Source organism: Cytobacillus firmus (assembly GCF_023715565.1).
Taxonomy (GTDB): Bacteria; Bacillota; Bacilli; order Bacillales; family Cytobacillaceae; genus Cytobacillus; species Cytobacillus firmus_C.
In genome coordinates, this window is sequence record NZ_JAMBOJ010000081.1 from 1 (window position 1) to 18,457 (window position 18,457).

19 protein-coding genes, 1 rRNA gene and 1 riboswitch are annotated in these 18,457 nt (G+C 40.7%); of the genes, 4 read left to right on the top strand and 16 right to left on the bottom strand.

Going from position 1 to position 18,457, the window contains the following annotated elements:
* Positions 1–125: 125 nt before the first annotated feature.
* The 8 genes from M3205_RS22790 to M3205_RS22820 form a co-directional block, all read right to left on the bottom strand.
* Complete coding sequence (locus M3205_RS22790) at positions 126–887, bottom strand: alpha/beta fold hydrolase (protein ID WP_251171984.1); 762 nt, start codon at positions 885–887, stop codon at positions 126–128.
* Between the two features lie 343 nt (positions 888–1,230).
* Positions 1,231–1,287, bottom strand: a complete 57-nt coding sequence (locus tag M3205_RS25990) for a hypothetical protein (RefSeq protein WP_369425971.1) — start codon at positions 1,285–1,287, stop codon at positions 1,231–1,233.
* 159 nt (positions 1,288–1,446) lie between these two features.
* The gene (locus M3205_RS22795; protein ID WP_251171985.1) at positions 1,447–1,677 is read right to left on the bottom strand and encodes a hypothetical protein; all 231 of its coding nucleotides are present in this window, start codon (positions 1,675–1,677) and stop codon (positions 1,447–1,449) included.
* Positions 1,678–1,714: 37 nt separating this feature from the next.
* Complete coding sequence (locus M3205_RS22800) at positions 1,715–1,954, bottom strand: hypothetical protein (protein WP_251171986.1); 240 nt, start codon at positions 1,952–1,954, stop codon at positions 1,715–1,717.
* Positions 1,955–2,058: 104 nt separating this feature from the next.
* The gene (locus M3205_RS22805; RefSeq protein WP_251171987.1) at positions 2,059–2,925 is read right to left on the bottom strand and encodes a GNAT family N-acetyltransferase; all 867 of its coding nucleotides are present in this window, start codon (positions 2,923–2,925) and stop codon (positions 2,059–2,061) included.
* Positions 2,926–3,177: 252 nt separating this feature from the next.
* Positions 3,178–5,049 carry a PTS fructose transporter subunit IIABC gene (locus M3205_RS22810; protein ID WP_251171988.1) on the bottom strand — a complete coding sequence of 624 codons (1,872 nt, stop codon included), beginning with the start codon at positions 5,047–5,049 and terminating at the stop codon, positions 3,178–3,180.
* Between the two features lies 1 nt (position 5,050).
* On the bottom strand, positions 5,051–5,980 hold the full coding sequence (gene pfkB, locus M3205_RS22815; RefSeq protein WP_251171989.1) for a 1-phosphofructokinase: 930 nt from the start codon (positions 5,978–5,980) through the stop codon (positions 5,051–5,053).
* The gene (locus M3205_RS22820; RefSeq protein ID WP_251171990.1) at positions 5,977–6,729 is read right to left on the bottom strand and encodes a DeoR/GlpR family DNA-binding transcription regulator; all 753 of its coding nucleotides are present in this window, start codon (positions 6,727–6,729) and stop codon (positions 5,977–5,979) included. The genes pfkB and M3205_RS22820 overlap by 4 nt, the downstream gene beginning before the upstream one ends.
* Before the next feature lie 665 nt (positions 6,730–7,394).
* On the opposite strand from M3205_RS22820, the gene M3205_RS22825 reads away from it, so the two are divergent.
* Complete coding sequence (locus M3205_RS22825; protein WP_251171991.1) at positions 7,395–7,991, top strand: biotin transporter BioY; 597 nt, start codon at positions 7,395–7,397, stop codon at positions 7,989–7,991.
* Between the two features lie 24 nt (positions 7,992–8,015).
* A complete protein-coding gene (bioB, locus tag M3205_RS22830) occupies positions 8,016–9,008 on the top strand; it encodes a biotin synthase BioB (protein ID WP_251171992.1) in 993 nt (330 codons plus the stop codon).
* 483 nt (positions 9,009–9,491) lie between these two features.
* On the opposite strand, the gene M3205_RS22835 is transcribed toward bioB, so the two are convergent.
* The 6 genes from M3205_RS22835 to M3205_RS22855 form a co-directional block, all read right to left on the bottom strand.
* Positions 9,492–10,529 (bottom strand): ribonucleotide-diphosphate reductase subunit beta, encoded by a 1,038-nt coding sequence (locus M3205_RS22835; protein ID WP_251171993.1) that lies wholly within the window; start codon positions 10,527–10,529, stop codon positions 9,492–9,494.
* A gap of 12 nt (positions 10,530–10,541) precedes the next feature.
* Complete coding sequence (locus tag M3205_RS22840; RefSeq protein ID WP_251171994.1) at positions 10,542–12,764, bottom strand: ribonucleoside-diphosphate reductase subunit alpha; 2,223 nt, start codon at positions 12,762–12,764, stop codon at positions 10,542–10,544.
* Positions 12,765–12,898: 134 nt separating this feature from the next.
* Positions 12,899–13,092: riboswitch (cobalamin riboswitch) on the bottom strand.
* 124 nt (positions 13,093–13,216) lie between these two features.
* Positions 13,217–13,345, bottom strand: a complete 129-nt coding sequence (locus M3205_RS25715; RefSeq protein WP_285886883.1) for a hypothetical protein — start codon at positions 13,343–13,345, stop codon at positions 13,217–13,219.
* Positions 13,346–13,377: 32 nt separating this feature from the next.
* Entirely contained in the window at positions 13,378–15,801 is a 2,424-nt protein-coding gene (locus M3205_RS22845; RefSeq protein ID WP_251171995.1) for a heavy metal translocating P-type ATPase, read from the bottom strand.
* A gap of 148 nt (positions 15,802–15,949) precedes the next feature.
* Positions 15,950–16,156, bottom strand: a complete 207-nt coding sequence (gene copZ / locus M3205_RS22850) for a copper chaperone CopZ (RefSeq protein WP_251171996.1) — start codon at positions 16,154–16,156, stop codon at positions 15,950–15,952.
* Between the two features lie 17 nt (positions 16,157–16,173).
* Positions 16,174–16,515, bottom strand: a complete 342-nt coding sequence (locus M3205_RS22855; RefSeq protein WP_251171997.1) for a metal-sensitive transcriptional regulator — start codon at positions 16,513–16,515, stop codon at positions 16,174–16,176.
* A 157-nt stretch (positions 16,516–16,672) separates the two neighbouring features.
* Between M3205_RS22855 and M3205_RS22860 the strand changes: the two genes are divergently transcribed.
* Positions 16,673–16,822, top strand: a complete 150-nt coding sequence (locus M3205_RS22860; RefSeq protein ID WP_251171998.1) for a hypothetical protein — start codon at positions 16,673–16,675, stop codon at positions 16,820–16,822.
* 36 nt (positions 16,823–16,858) lie between these two features.
* Here M3205_RS22860 and M3205_RS22865 read toward each other — a convergent pair whose 3' ends face one another.
* Positions 16,859–17,038 carry an H-type small acid-soluble spore protein gene (locus tag M3205_RS22865; protein WP_251171999.1) on the bottom strand — a complete coding sequence of 60 codons (180 nt, stop codon included), beginning with the start codon at positions 17,036–17,038 and terminating at the stop codon, positions 16,859–16,861.
* Positions 17,039–17,245: 207 nt separating this feature from the next.
* Here M3205_RS22865 and M3205_RS22870 point away from each other — a divergent pair, with 207 nt between their 5' ends.
* Positions 17,246–17,869 (top strand): LysE family transporter, encoded by a 624-nt coding sequence (locus M3205_RS22870; protein WP_251172000.1) that lies wholly within the window; start codon positions 17,246–17,248, stop codon positions 17,867–17,869.
* Between the two features lie 462 nt (positions 17,870–18,331).
* Here the strand turns inward: M3205_RS22870 and rrf are convergent.
* Positions 18,332–18,448 (bottom strand): 5S ribosomal RNA (gene rrf / locus M3205_RS22875).
* Positions 18,449–18,457: the final 9 nt, after the last annotated feature.

The following is an 18,457-nucleotide window of genomic DNA, read 5'->3' on the forward strand; positions in this document are numbered from 1 at the left end:
AAATTCACTGCCAAAAAATAAGAATTTAAAGAATTAATACCCTGAAATAAGAGAAAGGTGAATTTGAGCGCACTCAAATTCACCTTTCTTACTATCTGAAGCTAGTTTTGTCCCAGCCCCTTTCTTTATTTACAATGCTGCTGTACAAAACCAGTTACAACTTGATTGAATAGTTGCCACCTTTTAGTTGGCACCTGATGAGAAACACCCTTGATTATAGCTGACTGAAAGCTGACATACCTTCTATAGCTCCTTATATGCTGATTAATAAAATCTCTCGAACCATATATAAGGAGAAGGGGGACCCTTAAGTTCCTAAGGCGATCAGTGCAGGAATAGTGAAGTGATCTATCATAAAATTGAAACCACATGGTGTGGTTTGCTTTTTTCATATGCTCCAGAATCTCGTCTCTGACTTTTTTATCATTTGTATGGCTCGATGCTATTACATATTGAAGGAAACCTGGAAAGTGCTTCACAAAGTACATTCCCAGAATATGCTTATATTTGAAGGTTTCCGATAATACTTCAGGAAATCCTCCTGAGAGAATGACACCAAGTGTCCTTTCCGGATATGTGAGGGCAAACTCCTGAGCAATTATGCCGCCTGATGAATAACCCAGAATAACAGCTTTTTCAATATCCAAGTGGTCTAAAACTGCTTTTATCTCTTCTGCATATCCTTGTATAGTTACTGTTTTTTCCGGGCCAGCAGTATCTCCATTCCCGCTTAAATCAGGAAAAACAACCTGAAAATGCTCTGCCAGACGGCCCTGATAATGAAATACCTTTCTTCCCATAGCGGGAGGATGTATAAATATGATCGGCACACCCTCGCCCATTGTTTCATAAAAGATCTTTGTATCCTCATAAATAAATGCCGGCAATTGAATCGTCCTTCCTTTGACAAAACATAGATGGCTTTATGGGAGACGCTATATGTTTACGTGTCAAACTAAATGTTACTGTGCTGCAATTTTAGTATTGCACGCCAGGCAAAGAATCATTATGGGATGTTTAAATAAGATCTGCATATACTATTAATGATCATGCAATTCTGCTTATTTCCGTGACTTTCTGAGACGTATATGATATCCTTTAATTAAGAATATGAATAAAAAACGACCGCAGGTGTTGCAGCACCCACGGTCATTCGCAATAGTCGTTCCCATAGGGGATCGGCCTGTCAAAGACGTAGACCTCTCCCTCAATTGTCAGATCAAGGGAGGTCTATTTTTTATGGTTAAAAGTCATGACAGCAATGATCAGACTAGAAAAAGAAATCATCATCATGATCGATTCGAAAACTGTCAAAGGCATCACCCCCTTTCAAATACGGGGCTAGCCGACCACCCTTGAGAAACTCCCATTGCTTCTTTATTATAACACAATTCTGTCCACTTAGTCGAACATGTGTTCTATTTCAAGTAAATTGATTCTTCTTTCCTATTTTTTCAAATCTTTTGCCTCTGCCGATTTTCTTTGAAGATACCCATAAAGAAAACCCATCTCCTGATTAAGCAAATACTCCATTTCCTCCAGCTGCTGCTCAGCAATAAACTGAGGATTCCCTCCCCATTCTACACTATGGATAAAATAATAATTTCTTATTCTTTTAAAAATAATGATTGCTTCAGGAAAACAGTCAAAGATTCCCTTTACCTGATTTCTCCTCATATAACTCCATCTAATCAGTTCCATGCTATCAGCCTTTTTAATATTCCTTTACCCTGAAAAACAGGGATTCATGTAATAAATACAAAAAACTGCCGAATATGGCAGTTTTGAAATTACTCTTTAATGTCTTGCCCAAGAGCTGATCAAAAGTTTGTTTATAATAATTTGCCTGCTCAATGCTGTCTTTTCCTTTGATGATAATAAACCATGTATAAGCGTGCATGATCACCCAAAACCCATGTTCAAATATTGCATCACTTTCATATCCAGCAGCCAAATGTACCTCATAAGAACAAAACCAGCTGAAATAATGCCTAAACACTGACTTCAATTATCGCAAGTTTGTTTTTGAAAGAAAGGGGGCAACTGAAAAAATGAAGACTATAGCTGCTTTTCCATCATAACCTGGCCAACCTTTTTTTCGAATCCCATTTTAAGCAAAGCGTTCGATGCTGGATTGGAAACAGATATGTTTACTGCCGTGAAATCAATAGAATCATCTCCATCCAGGAACAGTTGGTTAAGAATGCTTTCTGTCATTTTTTCATATTCATTTCCATTACTGAACCTTAACTGATAGATGATGATGCGGTCTGTACGTCCACCCGTTTCAAGTATTCTTTTGTATAAAATATAGCCAGCCGCGTTCCCGTCGTCATTTATTAGTACAGCTGCTTCTCCGTGCTTTGCGCTTTGCCACTGGCATTGCCAGGCAGCTTTGCTGTCATACATGCTAAGTGACTGCAGCTGTTCAGGATATAACGTCTTTAAGACAAAATGGCTTTCCTTCAATAGGTCTCGTTCTTTATGCGAAAGCTTCTTATTTAAATAAAGCAAGTGATCGGTAATCACATATCCTGTTTTTTCGTAGAGCTTAATCGCTCTCTCATTTTCTTCAATTGCTTCAAGAACAGCGGTGTGGGCTTTTTCAGCTTTATAAATGCTGATTACTTCTTCCATCATTGCTGCAGAGAGACCTTTGCCCCTGAATTCAGGTGAGATTCCAGTGCCTCCGTTCCAGGCTATTTTTCTGCCGTTAATCTCCCGAAATCCATTCATTATGATTCCGCAAGGTTCTCCGTGCATAAATACAACAATCGACTTTTCAGGAGAAAGCCCCTCAGATATCATTCGATTAACAAATGCCTGAAGATCCATCTTAATGGGAACTAAATAGCCTTCAAAGCCTTTGTTCCAGGCTGCGAGCGCCTCCTCAAGGGTACACTGGGAAAGTCTTTTTATTTTCATAGCCGCTCTCCTTCATGGTTTTAAATTTTTGATTTTTATTTATGTTTGTTCCCTCTTTTAATTACGATGATAATGGCCATGTTATTACACCTCCGCTTTAAATAGACTAGGAAGTTTATTTATTGCAAAAAAAATATATAGACTTATGAGTTTATTTTAATTAAAGCATTTATTTTCAGTTTTTTCAATCTATTTTTAAAAGGAGAACAAAAATAAAAGCCGATACATCAAGTACCGGCTTTAGTTCATGCATTATTTATTTGCAGGCTTTTTCAGAATTCCAATAAGGACAGCGGACAACAGTGCACCTGCTATTATTCCTGTGAGGTAAATTCCCCATGGCCCATCGACTAGAGGGACGACAAAGACTCCGCCGTGTGGTGCCCTTAATCCGATTCCAGCCATCATTGAGACGGCCCCTGCCAAGGCAGACCCTGCCATGATGGATGGGATGACACGCAATGGATCTGCTGCTGCGAATGGAATTGCGCCTTCAGTGATAAACGAAAACCCCATAATATAATTTGCTTTTCCTGCATCCTGTTCCTGTTTAGTAAATCTATTTTTAAATAAGGTTGTGGCAAGTGCGATGGCAAGCGGCGGTACCATACCTGCCGCCATGATTGCGGCCATTGGTTCATATACTCCATTTGCAAGAAGCCCTGTACCAAAAACGTATGCTGATTTATTGACCGGTCCCCCCATATCAAATGCCATCATCAGCCCAAGGACAGCTCCTAGCAGGACAGCATTTCCAGTGCCAAGACCTGAAAGCCACCCGGTAATAGCAGAATTCAATGCGCCAACTGGTTTGTTCACCACATAAAGCATCAACAGTCCTGTGACAGCAATTCCAAAGAGCGGATAGAGCAAAATCGTTTTAATTCCTTCAAGTGATGAAGGCAGACCGGCAAAGACCTTTTTCAAGCCAACTACTACATAACCTGCAAGGAACCCGGCAATGATGCCGCCAAGGAATCCTGCACCTCCAGATGCTGTCAGCATTCCCCCAACTGCACCTGCAGCAAATCCTGGGCGATCAGCAATACTCATGGCAATGAATGCTGCAAGGATTGGAACGATTAATCCAAATGCATTTCCTCCGCCAATGGTCATCAGCGCTTCTGCGATAGGATGATATGACGGATCGTTAGGATCTGCTGCTTTATATCCGAACATAAAGGAAATGGCAATCAGGATCCCGCCACCCACAACAAATGGAAGCATGTTGGATACACCATTCATTAAGTGCTTATAAATTCCGGCTTTTTGTTCTTTTTGATTCCCAGCAGACCCGCTGCTGTCCGCATTTCCGCCCTTGTAAACAGGAACATCCTGCTTAAGCGCTTTTTCAATAAGCTCCTGAGGTTTACGGATGCCATCAGCAACTGCCGTTTCAAGGACATGCTTCCCTCTGAATCGCTCCATTTCAACCTTGGTATCGGCTGCAACTATAATTGCTGCTGCTTTCGCGATTTCCTCTGATGTCAGAACATTTTTAGCACCGCTAGAGCCATTGGTTTCAACTTTAATATCAACACCCATTTCAGCTGCCTTGGCCTTTAGTGAATCAGCCGCCATATAAGTATGGGCAATTCCTGTAGGGCAAGCTGTTACAGCCACTACAAATCGTTTGCTGTCTGCAATATTTTGGACCACTTCTTCTTCAGTCTCATCATAGCTGTCAATGATTTCAATTATCTGATCCGCACAGGCAGCATGCTGAAGCTTTTTACGTGCTTCTTCGTTCATTAATATCGACGAAAGCCTGGATAGGGCTTCCAGATGTGTATTATTTGCTCCTTCCGGGGCTGCAATCATAAAGAATAAATGTGCTGGCTGACCGTCAAGTGATTCATAATTTACGCCTTCTATTGATTTGCCGAACGCAATAGCGGGTTCTTTGACCGCACCTGTTTTGGCATGAGGAATGGCAATCCCATCGCCTATGCCTGTTGTGCTTTGTTCTTCCCTTTTTAAGATTGCATTCTCGAAGGCATCACGGTCATGAAGCTTTCCAGCTGCATCCAGCTTGTTTACCAATCCATTTATAGCATCCATTTTGCCTGTTCCGCTCAATGAGAGCAGAATCGTATCTCTTGTCAGTAATTCTGTTATTCTCATCCTAAATCTCCCCTTTTAGGCTGACCTTTTCAATCGAAACTTTAGAAAGCAATCCCTCCGCATTTTCTTTTGTGCAAAGACCAAGCGAAAATGCCGTTGCGCTTCCGGAAGCAACACTGTATTGAAAAGCCTTTTCTATATTTTTGTTTTTTTCATAAGCTGCAAGAAAACCGGCTACCATGGAATCTCCTGCACCAACTGAACTTTTTACTTTTCCTCTTGGAACGCTTGAAATGTATGCAGCATCAGAAGATATTAAGACCGCTCCCTTGCCTGCTAGTGAAATAATTACATTCTGCGCACCCATTTTAACAAGCTTCTGTCCAAATGGGATGACTTCTTCAGCGGAAGTGAATTCCCTTCTGAATAATTCACCCAATTCATGGTGATTCGGTTTTATTAAAAATGGTTTATACGGAAGGACCTTTTTCAATAGTTCTCCCTCTGCGTCCACCACAAAAGCCGCTCCATTTACAGAACAGATTTTCACCAGCTCTTCATAAGTTGTTTCAGGCAAGGTTGATGGAATACTGCCTGCAAGGACAAGCAAATCTTCCTCTGATAAGCTGCGGATCTTATTTTTAAGTTCCTCGAAATCCCCCCCTGAAATGGCCGGCCCTTTGGCATTGATTTCTGTTTCCGTCTCTGTCTTTATCTTTACATTGATTCTTGTGTCACCTTCAACTCGTACAAAGTCAGTTTGGATATTCTCCTTATTTAAGCAATCAACAATATAATCCCCCGTAAAACCACCTGCAAATCCAATGGCCTTGCTTTCAACATCCATTCTTTTCAGCACTCTCGAAACATTGATCCCTTTTCCTCCAGGGAACTTTGTATCATGCTGCATGCGGTTAAGACCCCCGACTATTAATTCATCCAAATCTACGATGTAATCCACTGAGGGATTTAGCGTCAATGTGTGTATCATGCTGTCACAACCTTTATTGTAGTTTTGCTGGTATAAGTCTCCTTCTGATCCTCATTCAGCTCATTTGTAATAATTGCTGCTGTATGCAAATCGGCAATTTTGGCAAACGCGATTTCTGAAAACTTTGTGTCGTCTGCAAGCACGAATGACTCTCTTGAAAGCGAAATGGCCATTTGCTTGATCATAGCCTCATCCTGATCGGGTGTGGTGTAGCCGAATTGAGGATGAATGCCGTTAACCCCCATAAAGCATTTATCGAAACGATAATTTTCCAGGCTGGCCAATGCCCCCCTGCCAATGATCGCTTTTGTCTGTTCCTTGGCAAATCCCCCGATTATAAATGTTTTTATATTCCTTTCCATCAATGCCTGAATATGCATTAAGCCGTTCGTCACAACTACAATTTCTTTTGCAGGCAAAAAGGGAATCATTTCAGTTACTGTGGAGCCTGCATCTAAATAGATTGAATCCCCCTCTTCAACAAGGTTTGCCGCGTATTGGGCAATTTGGCGCTTTTGATGAAGGCTTTTGGATGATTTTTCAGACATGCTGGGTTCCTGAAGCTTTCCCTGAAGCCTGGCTGCACCTCCGTGAATTCTTTTGAGGTACTTTCCCTCCTCAAGCTGGGTAAGATCCCTTCTGATTGTTGATTCCGATGTTTCTGTCAAGTCAACGAGATCCTGAATTTTCACTACACCTTTCTCTTTTATAAGCTGCAGTATCAATTTATGGCGCTCTGGTGTTAACAAAACATCACCTCCCTGGGTGTGTTGTTCTTCTTGATAACATCATACTGAAACCGATTGCAAAAATCAATCATTTTCATCCAAAATTAATCAAAAACAATCATACTTTGATTGTTTTTGATTGTTTAATGAGTTTTATGCTTTTAATTAGAATATTTTAAATATATTAAAATAATAGTTTGCTCTCTATGATATATTATGCTAGAATCTAGAATAACAATATATAGTTTCCTATGAGTACAAACGCTACTATATATTGTTTTAATTTAAGAATTCACTTGGTCCAAGGTCTCTTTTTTGAACCGCTTTCTTATGGGAAGCGGATTTTTTTGTTTTAAAAAATACGATACACCGCAGAATACAATTGAAGAAAATATCTATTAAGAATGAATGCAATCATCACTTGTTGTTATTGGTTCCAGACTTTTTGATGTGGTGAGAAAAAAACTATAGGCAATAATTAATACTTAAATATAGCCGCTAACAAAGTGCAGGCGGCTATTTAATTTGGAAAAATCAAGCAACCCATCCCCTTCGCTAGTTATCCTTCCTTCCGACATCTTATTAAATACGTCATTTGCGTAAACCTAGTTTAAAATTTGGTTGACAATAATCATCTACTGCTATTATTCTAAATTGTATAAATATAAATCTAGCAGGAGGCTTTTATGAAGACAGGTTTGAGGACAATTGATTTAACTTTGGCAGGTATGTTTGTTGCCCTGATGGCGGTTGGGGCAAACATCACTTCATTTGTGCCATTTTTGGTTATTGGAGGAGTGCCCATTACTTTACAGACCTTTTTTGCCATTTTGGCAGGTTCTATTTTAGGAAGCCGGCTGGGGGCTATCACAATGGCTGTCTATGCTTTCGTCGGACTTGCAGGCGCCCCGGTCTTCTCAAAATTCGGCGGCGGTTTTGCTTCATTATTAAACCCGACTTTCGGGTTTATACTTTCGTTTATTCTAACAGCGTATGTCACCGGGAAAATCATTGAGAAGAAAAAATCAGTCCCGGTATATATAACAGCAGCTCTAATTGGAATGGCGATTAATTATCTATTCGAGACAAATTGGATGTACTTGGCTTATAAACTCTGGTTTACAGCACCTGAAGGATTTACATATCAAATGGCATGGCTTTGGATGGCGGTCCCTCTTCCTAAGGACATTATTCTCTCTATTTTTGCCGGATTAATGGCGTTTCGACTGGAGCATAGAGTATTTGCCCGCAGCCAGTTCAGAAAAATGAATCGGGCAGCTTAACTAATAATATAAAGGAGGGTATAAATGGATTATCGAAGATTAGCTCATAATGTATTGGAAGGACATGAATTGACAGACTTGGAGGCAATGTCCATATTAAATTGCCCTGATGATCAGCTTCTGGATTTATTGCACAGTGCCTACAAAATTCGTCACCATCATTACGGAAATAGAGTTAAATTAAACATGATTATTAATACAAAATCCGGTTTATGCCCTGAGAACTGCGGCTATTGTTCACAGTCCAGCATCTCTACTGCACCAATCGAAAAATACCGGATGATGGATAAGGACTCTATCTTACAGGGAGCTAAACAGGCGCATCAGCTTAATGTTGGAACATATTGTATCGTTGCAAGCGGCAGGGGCCCAAGCAACAAAGAGCTAAATGAAGTCGTATCTGCTGTTAAAGAGATAAAGGATCACTACAATATGAAGGTCTGCGCCTGCCTTGGACTCCTGAAGCCTGGACAGGCTGAGAAGCTGAAGGAAGCCGGAGTGGACCGCTACAATCACAATATTAATACATCAGAAAATCATCATGAGAGCATTACTACATCCCATACATATCGGGACAGAGTAAATACTGTCCAATTAATAAAGGAGGCAGGTATCTCACCATGCTCCGGTGTTATCATCGGCATGAAGGAAACCAAAGAAGATGTCATAGCTATGGCACGAAGCTTAAAAGTGCTTGATGCCGACTCCATTCCGGTTAATTTTCTTCATGCTATTGATGGGACGCCATTAGAAGGAACAGATGAGCTGAACCCCCTATATTGCCTGAAAGTGCTTTGTCTGATGCGTTTTATCAATCCATCAAAGGAAATCAGAATATCCGGTGGCAGAGAAGTGAATCTCAGGAGCCTGCAGCCGCTTGGTTTATATCCGGCCAATTCCATTTTCGTAGGAGATTACTTAACTACTGCCGGTCAGGAAAGCACAGCAGATCACAAAATGCTGAAGGATTTGGGTTTTGGAATTGATTTCACAGCCGTGGAACCGGTATTATCATAATTGAGTAGGAGGGGGTGGCTAACCCCCGACCTCTCACACCACCGGACGTACCGTTCCCTTACCATCTCGAGTAGGGTAGGTACTATGACATCTGCTGACTTCTGGTTGTTCAGCTACCTATTGCTAGATAGGTTACCAAGTTTACTTGGCGTTCCAACCAGACCTCCCCGGGTAAGGGGGCAGTCTTTCCCTCCATCTATCTGCTCCATTTACTCTGTACCACCTTCGGCAGTAAGGACTTTGTTTTGTAATGCAAACTCATCCAATGGTACCTAGCCTTATATGAAGTTCGTGTTCCTCAGACCGGAGGTTTGCCGCTCGCTTCCTTCAGATTCCGCGTCACCACGGACACCCTTGCGTTAAGCTAACCACTACTACTGCCTTCATGGCTCGGGACTTTCACCCTATAGACTGCACCCATGCCGGGCGCACATCAAAAAAAGATTCTGCTCTGAAGCAGAATCTTTTTTAATATATTCTTTTCTATAATTCGTCAAACCCATTATCTATTTGAACTTTTGTATATTGCCGTGATTTTTGCTCGAAAAAATCGGACTTCCCGTGGTCAACTTGCTCGTAAGCTACTATCCAGCGGAGAGGATTGGTCCGATAGCCTTCAAACGGCCGTTCATATCCCAACTGGCTGCAGCGGACATTGGCATAAAATTTAATATAAGCTTCAACATCTGTCAGCAATATTCCTTCAGTTTTGCTGCCGATCACCTCTCTTGCCCATTCAATTTCCAGTTCAGCTGCTCTTTTAAAAGTCTCCTGGACAAATTCACTCAGTTCAGCTGTATTGAGCTCCGGATTTTCTTTAAGGATTTCTTTAAAAATTTTAACAAATAAATCTACGTGAATTTGTTCATCCCGGTTGATGTAATTAATCATCGTTGAGGTGGCAACCATCTTTTGATTCCTTGCCAGGTGATAAAAGAATGCAAAGCCGGAATAAAAGAAAAGTCCTTCGAGAACGACATCAAATACAATTGATTTCAGCAGGTTCTCCGCACTTGGACTTTCTGCAAAATCTTTATATCCATTCACAACAAATTCATTTCTTTCAGCTAATATAGGTTCTGTTCGCCAGAATTCAAAAACCTCATCCTGTTTTGGTTTGGGAACAAGGCTTGATAGAACATAGGAATAGGAATGATTATGAATAACCTCCTGCTGTGCAAGAATGATCATAAGTGCTGACAGGCTTGAGTCGGTAATGTAATCAGCAACTTTTCCTGCATAATCGGTCTGGATACTGTCGAGCAATGCAAGCAGCCCAATGATTTTCAAAAATGCTTCTTGTTCACTTTTCGTTAATGTCGGAAATTGCTTAATGTCCTGCGACATATTAATTTCAAAAGGCGTCCAAAAGTTCGCGAGCATTTTTTTATACTTTGGATAGGCCCATGAGAAGCGGACATCATCCCAATTAAGGATATTGGAGCATTCTCCATTGATGATTGAAGTTGATTTATTAGGCGCCGATTGATTAATTATAGGTCTTTTTTTTAGAGTATTCATAAGAGCCCTCCTTTAGCTTGAGCAAGATTCGCAGTCTTCAACCTCTGATGAAGTTGAACGGATATAGTAAGTTGTTTTTAATTTATTCTTCCATGCTGTAACATGCAGATTTAAAAGATCGATAGCTTTTATATGGTTAGGTATATAAAAATTAAATGAGATAGCCTGATCTATATGTTTTTGCCTGTTTGCATTCTGCCTGATGCTCCACTCCTGGTGAATGTGATAAGCAGATTTGTAATACCAAATGGTCTCATTATTTATATCAGGAGCCGTAACAGGGATCCGATAATCCTTTTTCTCTTCGGAATACTGCTTTTTAAAGATAGGATCAATACTTGGAGTGCTACCTGCAATTAAGGCAGTTGATGCATTAGGGGCAACAGCCTGCAAATAGGCATTTCTAACACCGTACTTCCTTACTTCTTCCCGCAATGCAGCCCAGTCCAAGGCTGAATCTGACTCCAGATATCCCCGCTTTTCAAAGTAGGCGCCGGTTTCCCAATCAGAGCCTTTAAAAACTGAATAACTTCCTTTTTCTTTTGCCAGACTCATAGAGCTTTTTATCGCTAAAAAAGCAATTTGTTCATATAGAGTATCAGCAAATGCTTCTGCTTCTTCGCTTTCCCATGTGATTTTTTTCAGTGCAAGAAGGTGGTGCCAGCCAAAAGTCCCCAGCCCAATCGCGCGGTACTTTTGATTTGTGATCTGCCCCTGAGGAACTGGAATATTATTAATATCAATAACATTATCAAGCATCCTCACCTGAATGGGCACAAGTCTTTCAAGGACTCCTTCATTTATGGCCCGTGCAAGATTGATGGAAGAAAGATTGCATACAACGAAATCTCCAGGCTGTTTCTCGATAATAATTCTCCCGTCCCTTGTATATTCTTCGACTCTCTTTGTAACGCTCTGGTTTTGCACGATCTCAGTGCACAGATTGGTACAGTAAATCATCCCGCAATGGGAATTCGCATTCTTACGATTTACCTCATCCCGATAGAACATGAATGGTGTCCCGGTTTCAAGCTGACTTCTCATGATGGATTTCATGATTTCGATAGCAGGAACTTTTCCCCTTGATAAGATAGGGTTATCTATGCACTCTTTATATTTTTGGCGGAATGAACCATTGCCTTCCCCTTCATCATAGAAATCCTCCAGTGAGAAGCCCATTACCGTGCGGACTTCATGGGGATCAAATAAATACCAATACCCGCGGCATTCCACTTTTTCCATAAACAAATCCGGAATGCAGACTCCTGTGAATAAATCGTGTGTCCTCTGCCTCTCATCTCCATTATTTAACTTTGCATCAAGAAATGAGAAGATATCTTTATGCCAGACATCCAGATATACGCTTATGGCACCCTGCCTTTGGCCAAGCTGATCGACACTGACAGCAGTGTTATTCAGTTGCTTCATCCATGGAATCACACCGGAAGATGCCCCTTTAAAACCTTTAATATCACTGCCTCTGCTGCGGATTTTCCCCAAATACACTCCAATCCCGCCGCCATTTTTAGACAGTGATGCGATATCGGTATTGCTGTCATAAATGGAATCAAGACTGTCGTCAACGGTCTCGATAAAACAGCTTGAAAGCTGTCCCCAGTTTTTCCCTCCATTAGCGAGCGTTGGAGTGGCAACTGTCATATACAAACCGCTCATCGCCCAGTAAGCTTCTTTAACAAGCTCAAGCCGCTTGCTTTTCGGCTCCTTTTTCATCAGTACCATGCTGATGATCATGAACCGCTCCTGTGGCAGCTCATATAAATTTTTTTGTTTGTCCCTGGCTAGATATCGGTCAGCCAGCATTTTCAGCCCCAGATATGTAAATAAACGGTCATTTTCTTTTTTTATATAATGGGACAGCTCATTTATCTCATTCCTTGAGTACATATTTAATAAATCGTGATCATAAATACCCAACGAGGTCAGACGTTCAATTAGCTCATAAAAATGTGTGTAGCATTCATCCGGTTCGCATGCTCTGTTTTTGCCGGACTCGATATAGAGCTTTTTAAGAAGCAGATGTGAAGCGGCAAACGTCCAATCAGGCTCGTCAATGCTTATAAATGATAAACAATCAAGTATAAGCTGGTCATAAATGGCATCTGCTCTCTGCTGATTCAATTCTTCATGCCTTTTTAACAGTTGTTCAAAGTCGAGTTGCGGAAATTTAATCTTAAGTTCTTCCAAAATTTCTATCGGATTTATGGTTTGGACCATTTTACTTCCTCCTAAAGGCAAAATAAAAATCCGCCCGGAAAATGAGCGGATCAAACGATAGAATAATAGCAGAAAGCAGATGAACAAACGGCCATTACGCGATCGTTTCATCATCTCAATCCCCGAAGATAAGAAACATTCGATCGCCCTGGCAGGTCTCCTGGCTTGTGCTTCACTCTACTAAAAGCCCTTCCCATACAAACACCATAAAGCGTTTTGTACAGTGGCATGCTCTTTTCGTCTGCACTTACAGTTGCGGGGACAGCTTCGGTTTTTCACCGAATTCCCTATTAAGTCCATAAAGGACACCAATAACGATCTATATGTAGTTTTAATCATTTATACTAATACTATATGTTGTAGATGATTCTATCATATAGGGAAATAGATTACAAATTTTTAATCGTTCATACAGAAAAAACAGAGGGGATTTCCCTCTGCCCGCTCATTTCTCATCGATGATTCTCCATCTCATTTTCATGAGGCATAGGCTCTGGTTCAGCCCAAAAAGAATCATATACTGTATAAACTGTTATCACAAGCACGAGATAAGCAATCGCAGCTGCTGCCCATTTTTTCATGATTATCTGCCTCCTTCAATTAAATTTTTTTTCTATTTTATTTTCACTCTTTGTAATCGAAGTGCGTTTAAAACGACAGATACGGAGCTGAATGCCATTGCTGCACCTGCAAGCCAGGGTGCAAGGAACCCTAATGCAGCCACTGGGATGCCAAGGGTATTGTATGCAAATGCCCAGAATAGATTTTGTTTGATATTCCTTATGGTTTTTTTACTCATTAGGATGGCATCTGCAATACTATTTAAATCCCCTCTCATAAGAGTAATATCGGCTGCTTCCATCGCAACGTCTGTACCAGTGCCAATTGCCATTCCAATATCAGCAATAGCAAGTGCAGGGGCATCGTTTATGCCATCGCCGACCATGGCGACTTTTTTACCCTGGTTTTGAAGTTTAATTACTTCTTCTGCCTTGCCTTCAGGCAGAACTTCTGCAATTGCAGAGTCTATCCCGACTTCCTCAGCTATTGCCTGAGCCGTACGTTTGTTATCTCCTGTTATCATAATGACTTCAATTCCCAATTGCTTTAAGCGATTGATTGCGTTTCTGGATGTTTCTTTTATCGTATCAGCCACTGCAATGATGCCCGCATATTTGCCATCGACTGCAACTAGCATGGCTGTTTTTCCATTTTCCTCAAGTTTTTCCATTTCCAGCTTGGCTGAATGGATATTTATATCGTATTTTTCCATTAATCTTCTTGTACCGACCAGGAGGTTTTTGCCTTCCACTTTTGCTTTAATACCATAGCCGGGAATAGCATCAAACTCCTGCGGATTAAATAGAGTGATTCCTTTATCTTTTATTCCCTTCACAATCGCTTCGGCCAATGGATGCTCAGACTGCTTCTCAGCTGATCCAACAAGCTGAAGAAATGCACTTTCTTCAACATTGCCTTCCATAATCACATCCGTTAAAACCGGTTTGCCATGTGTTACGGTGCCGGTTTTATCAAGAACGACAGTAGTGATTTCATGTGTAAGCTCCAGGTGCTCCCCGCCTTTAAAAAGAACCCCATATTCCGCTGCCCGGCCTGAACCAGCCATTATAGAAGTTGGCGTAGCCAGACCTAGGGCACATGGACATGCAATCACCAGGACGGCAATCAATTTTTCAAGGGCTTCTGCAAAATTACCTGGACTTACCCATATATACCATACCAGTGATGTAACCACGGCTATACTCACAACAATCGGAACGAATATCCCGGAGATTTTATCTGCTATCCGCTGTATGGGCGCCTTGGAACCTTGTGCTTCTTCCACTACCTTAATAATCTGTGACAGTGCCGTATCCTTGCCAACTTTCGTGGCTTTAATTTTCAAAAAGCCATTTTTATTAAGGGTGGATCCAATGACTGTGTCTCCAGCTGTTTTATCAACAGGTACGCTTTCCCCCGTCAGCATGGATTCATCCAATGCAGACTGTCCCTCGATAATCTCACCATCAACCGGTATTTTTTCACCCGGCTTTACATATATAATATCTCCATCAAAAACTTCTTCCAGAGCAATTTCTATTTCTTCCCCTTCCCTTAAGACAGTTGCTGTTTTTGCCTGAAGCCCCATAAGCTTTTTGATTGCTTCAGAAGAACGCCCCTTAGCCCTCGCTTCAAACAGCTTACCCAAAATGATTAATGTTATTAGAATGGCACTTGTTTCATAATAGAGCTCCACCACATGCCCGTTCCTGCCAAGTGATAATAATGATTGATATAAGCTGTAGAAAAATGCTGCAGAAGTACCCAGTGCCACCAGCACATCCATATTGGCGCTTTTATTTTTCAATGCCTTATACGCTCCAACATAAAATTGTTTTCCAATGAAAAATTGCACTGGAGCTGCAAGCGCCAGCTGAACCCACGAATTCATAAACATATCAGGAACGTAAATAAAAGATGTAAACTCGAAATGTCCCACCATGGACCAGAACAAAGGGATGGAAAGAATTAATGAAAAGAGAAATTTGCCTTTTTGCTTCTCAATTTCCTTTTCCCTGTAACCTTCTGCCTCTTGGTCTTTATCGGTTTTTGCTTTTGCATGATACCCCAAATTCTCTACTTTCTTTATCATATCCTGGACGGAGACTTGCTCGGGATTATATTCAACAGTCCCCGTTTCAAGAGCCAAATTGACCACAGCGTTTTTTACCCCAGGAAGTTTATTAAGTCCTTTTTCAATTCGAGATGAACAGGCCGCGCATGTCATCCCAAGCAATTCGAACTCTGCTTTCTCCGATACTACTGCATAACCGAGATCCTCAATTTTCTTCTCAAAAGCTTCAACAGAAGTTACTTCCGGATTATATTTTATCGCTGCTTTTTCCAATGCAAGATTGACACTTGCTTCCTGGACACCATTCAGCTTATTTAGCCCCTTCTCAATTCGAGATGAACAGGCTGCACATGTCATTCCTGTTATCGGAAGGTGAACCTCCTTCAGGGCTGCACCACCCATAATTCCCACTCCTTTATCACACGAAGTACGTTACACCTATATACTATACCCCTCTACCCTATATGTCAATCGAACATAACTAGGTAAATTTCTTAATTTGTAAAAAAAGAGAACGTGCATCTTATTCACACGTTCCTTCCGAATTATATTACTTCACATCATAGCCTTGATCGTCAATTGTTTCTTTGATTTGTTCAAGTGAAACTGCAGATGAATCAAAATGAATCTGCACCTGGCCATTATCAAGGTCCACTGCTACCCTATCCACACCATTTAATTTGCCGACACTGCCTTCAACGGCTTTTACACAATGTCCGCATGACATTCCGCTTACTTTCAAAGTTACGCTTTCCATAATAATGAAGCCTCCCATTATTTTTTCATTAATTTCTGGATTGTGACTAAAAATTCATCAAGCACTTCTTCATCGCCTTCGTGGATTCTTTCAACCACACAACTTTTCAAATGACCTTCAAGCAATAGCTTGGCTACGCTATTCAAAGCAGACTGAGTTGCCGAAATTTGTGTTATGATATCATCACAATATACGTCTCTGTCAATAAGGCCTTTGATTCCGCGTATTTGTCCTTCAATTCGGTTTAATCGGGTAGTCAAATTCTTCTTAACTTTTTCTGAATGATGACTTTTTCGGTCCGATTCAATCGAACAGCAGCTGTCAGCAGATAAATCCTCGTTTTCTATATCAAAAGCCATTTGATCAGCCTCCTTGGTCCAATCATATTATACCCCGGTACCCTATGTAAAGTGATAAGTTCGAGTATTTACGGTTTTCTAAGTATAATTTCCCTTTCATGTTATTGAAAATCTCTGTTTATACTAACGGAAACACTTTAAATAGGAGGTCAATGATGTGGAAAGACGACATGATAATTTTGAAGACACTGGCAAAGATCTGTATGGAATTGATAAAGAAATTAGCCTGCAGTCGGTAAATTTTGCTTCTTCTGAGAATAAGTATTTAAAAGAACGGGCAGAAACTGATTCCAATCAGGATATATAGACGAAAAGCCGCCCATCCTGGCGGCTTAATGTCATATTATAATTCAGTCAGTTCTCCAATTTCCACCTCGGACCTTTCTTCAAGCGGGCCTCGTAAATGTACTGTTGCTGTTCTCCCATCTTCACTGAGCTTATCGATCCACACTGAAGCGCCATTGTATCTTACTTCGATATCTGCTGTTGATGAAAGAATTTGTTTCACTCGCTTTGCATCCATAAGAAACACTCTCCTCTGCTTTTTTCAGTTTATTTTTTGCATGGTTGAGAAATTTATGCCTGCTTTGTCAGTAAAGTTGTTTAATTGGGCAATACATTCTGGTAGCAAAAACTGCTGCTTGCTAAGGATTAAATAGTTGTCCTATCCTTCCAATACATTGAATACACTTTGTACAAACAGGAATTGGCAGTTAGGGGTTATACACTTATGAGCATATTTTTAGGATATGTTTTCTTGGGTCTCACGCTTGCAGCGCCAATCGGTCCAATAAATGCTGCGCAATTGGATAAAGGGATAAAAAATGGTTTTTTCCATGCCTGGCTTGTGGGCTTGGGGGCTATAACAGCAGATGCAGTTTATATGGCCGCCGTTTATATGGGTGTAGTATATTTTATTGAGATTCCATTAATAAAAGCTTTTTTATGGTGCTTTGGATTTTTCGTTCTGATATATACAGGGGTGGAAACCATATTAAGCGCCGGCAAAATAATATCAAGCCTGAGAGCGAAAAATGAATCTAAAGTAAAATCCTTCATGTCTGGCTTTCTCATGTCATTGTCAAATCCTTTAACGATACTGTTTTGGCTCGGCATCTATGGTTCCATCCTGGCAAAAACAGCAACTGAGTATGACAAGGCCCATGTTATTTTATACAGCGGAGCTATTTTTACAGGTCTTCTTCTCTGGGATGTAACTATGGCAGCGGTCGCCAGTAGCTTTAGAAGATTTTTATCCGGAAAAATTCTCGCTATTATTTCAGTTTTATCTGGAGTATCCCTGATTGGATTTGGTTTATATTTTGGATTACAGGCATATAAGCTTTTACTTTAAATACATAATCCATCCTCCGGACTAGGTGGAGAAAATTTATCGTTGCATGACAGTAATAAAAATCTTTGAGGTGTGTTTTAGTTAATTTGGTATTTCTGGCAAGTTCGGAAATTTATCTAACACTTCTTGAAGTTTATCTAACATTTTTTGGATTTTATCTTGCAGGTTTTTTGATTTATCTAGCATGTTTTGGAGTTTATCTTACATTTAGCACAATTCAACTACATAAAGAACGGTTTTAACGTTTAAAACAGATGGCAGAATAAGGAGTGGCACATATAATTTGATTCTGGTCGCATTTAACGTAGAAGTGATGCATATCTGTGCCGAAGTGACGCATATTCAGAAAAAGTGACGCATTTGTCGACCGAAGTGACGCATAACTGCATTTTTCTGATTCAGCTACCAATCATTACACACAACACACAAAAAAAAGAGCACCCATCAGGTGCTCTTTCATGTGCCCGGCAGCGTCCTACTCTCACAGGGGGACAGCCCCCAACTACCATCGGCGCTGAGAAGCTTAACTTCCGTGTTCGGTATGGGAACGGGTGTGACCTTCTCGCTATCGCCACCGGACTATTTGAT

Bases quoted from the DNA above. Each gene is read 5' to 3' on its own strand.
- M3205_RS22855 (WP_251171997.1), bottom strand. From the start codon at position 16,515: ATGGCTTTTGATATAGAAAACGAGGATTTATCTGCTGACAGCTGCTGT.
- M3205_RS22825 (WP_251171991.1), top strand. From the start codon at position 7,395: ATGAAGACAGGTTTGAGGACAATTGATTTAACTTTGGCAGGTATGTTT.
- M3205_RS22805 (WP_251171987.1), bottom strand. From the start codon at position 2,925: ATGAAAATAAAAAGACTTTCCCAGTGTACCCTTGAGGAGGCGCTCGCA.
- M3205_RS22835 (WP_251171993.1), bottom strand. From the start codon at position 10,529: ATGAATACTCTAAAAAAAAGACCTATAATTAATCAATCGGCGCCTAAT.
- M3205_RS22865 (WP_251171999.1), bottom strand. From the start codon at position 17,038: ATGGATGCAAAGCGAGTGAAACAAATTCTTTCATCAACAGCAGATATC.
- M3205_RS25715 (WP_285886883.1), bottom strand. From the start codon at position 13,345: ATGAAAAAATGGGCAGCAGCTGCGATTGCTTATCTCGTGCTTGTGATA.
- M3205_RS22840 (WP_251171994.1), bottom strand. From the start codon at position 12,764: ATGGTCCAAACCATAAATCCGATAGAAATTTTGGAAGAACTTAAGATT.
- M3205_RS22870 (WP_251172000.1), top strand. From the start codon at position 17,246: ATGAGCATATTTTTAGGATATGTTTTCTTGGGTCTCACGCTTGCAGCG.
- bioB (WP_251171992.1), top strand. From the start codon at position 8,016: ATGGATTATCGAAGATTAGCTCATAATGTATTGGAAGGACATGAATTG.
- pfkB (WP_251171989.1), bottom strand. From the start codon at position 5,980: ATGATACACACATTGACGCTAAATCCCTCAGTGGATTACATCGTAGAT.
- copZ (WP_251171996.1), bottom strand. From the start codon at position 16,156: ATGGAAAGCGTAACTTTGAAAGTAAGCGGAATGTCATGCGGACATTGT.
- M3205_RS22845 (WP_251171995.1), bottom strand. From the start codon at position 15,801: ATGGGTGGTGCAGCCCTGAAGGAGGTTCACCTTCCGATAACAGGAATG.
- M3205_RS22795 (WP_251171985.1), bottom strand. From the start codon at position 1,677: ATGAGGAGAAATCAGGTAAAGGGAATCTTTGACTGTTTTCCTGAAGCA.
- M3205_RS22810 (WP_251171988.1), bottom strand. From the start codon at position 5,049: ATGAGAATAACAGAATTACTGACAAGAGATACGATTCTGCTCTCATTG.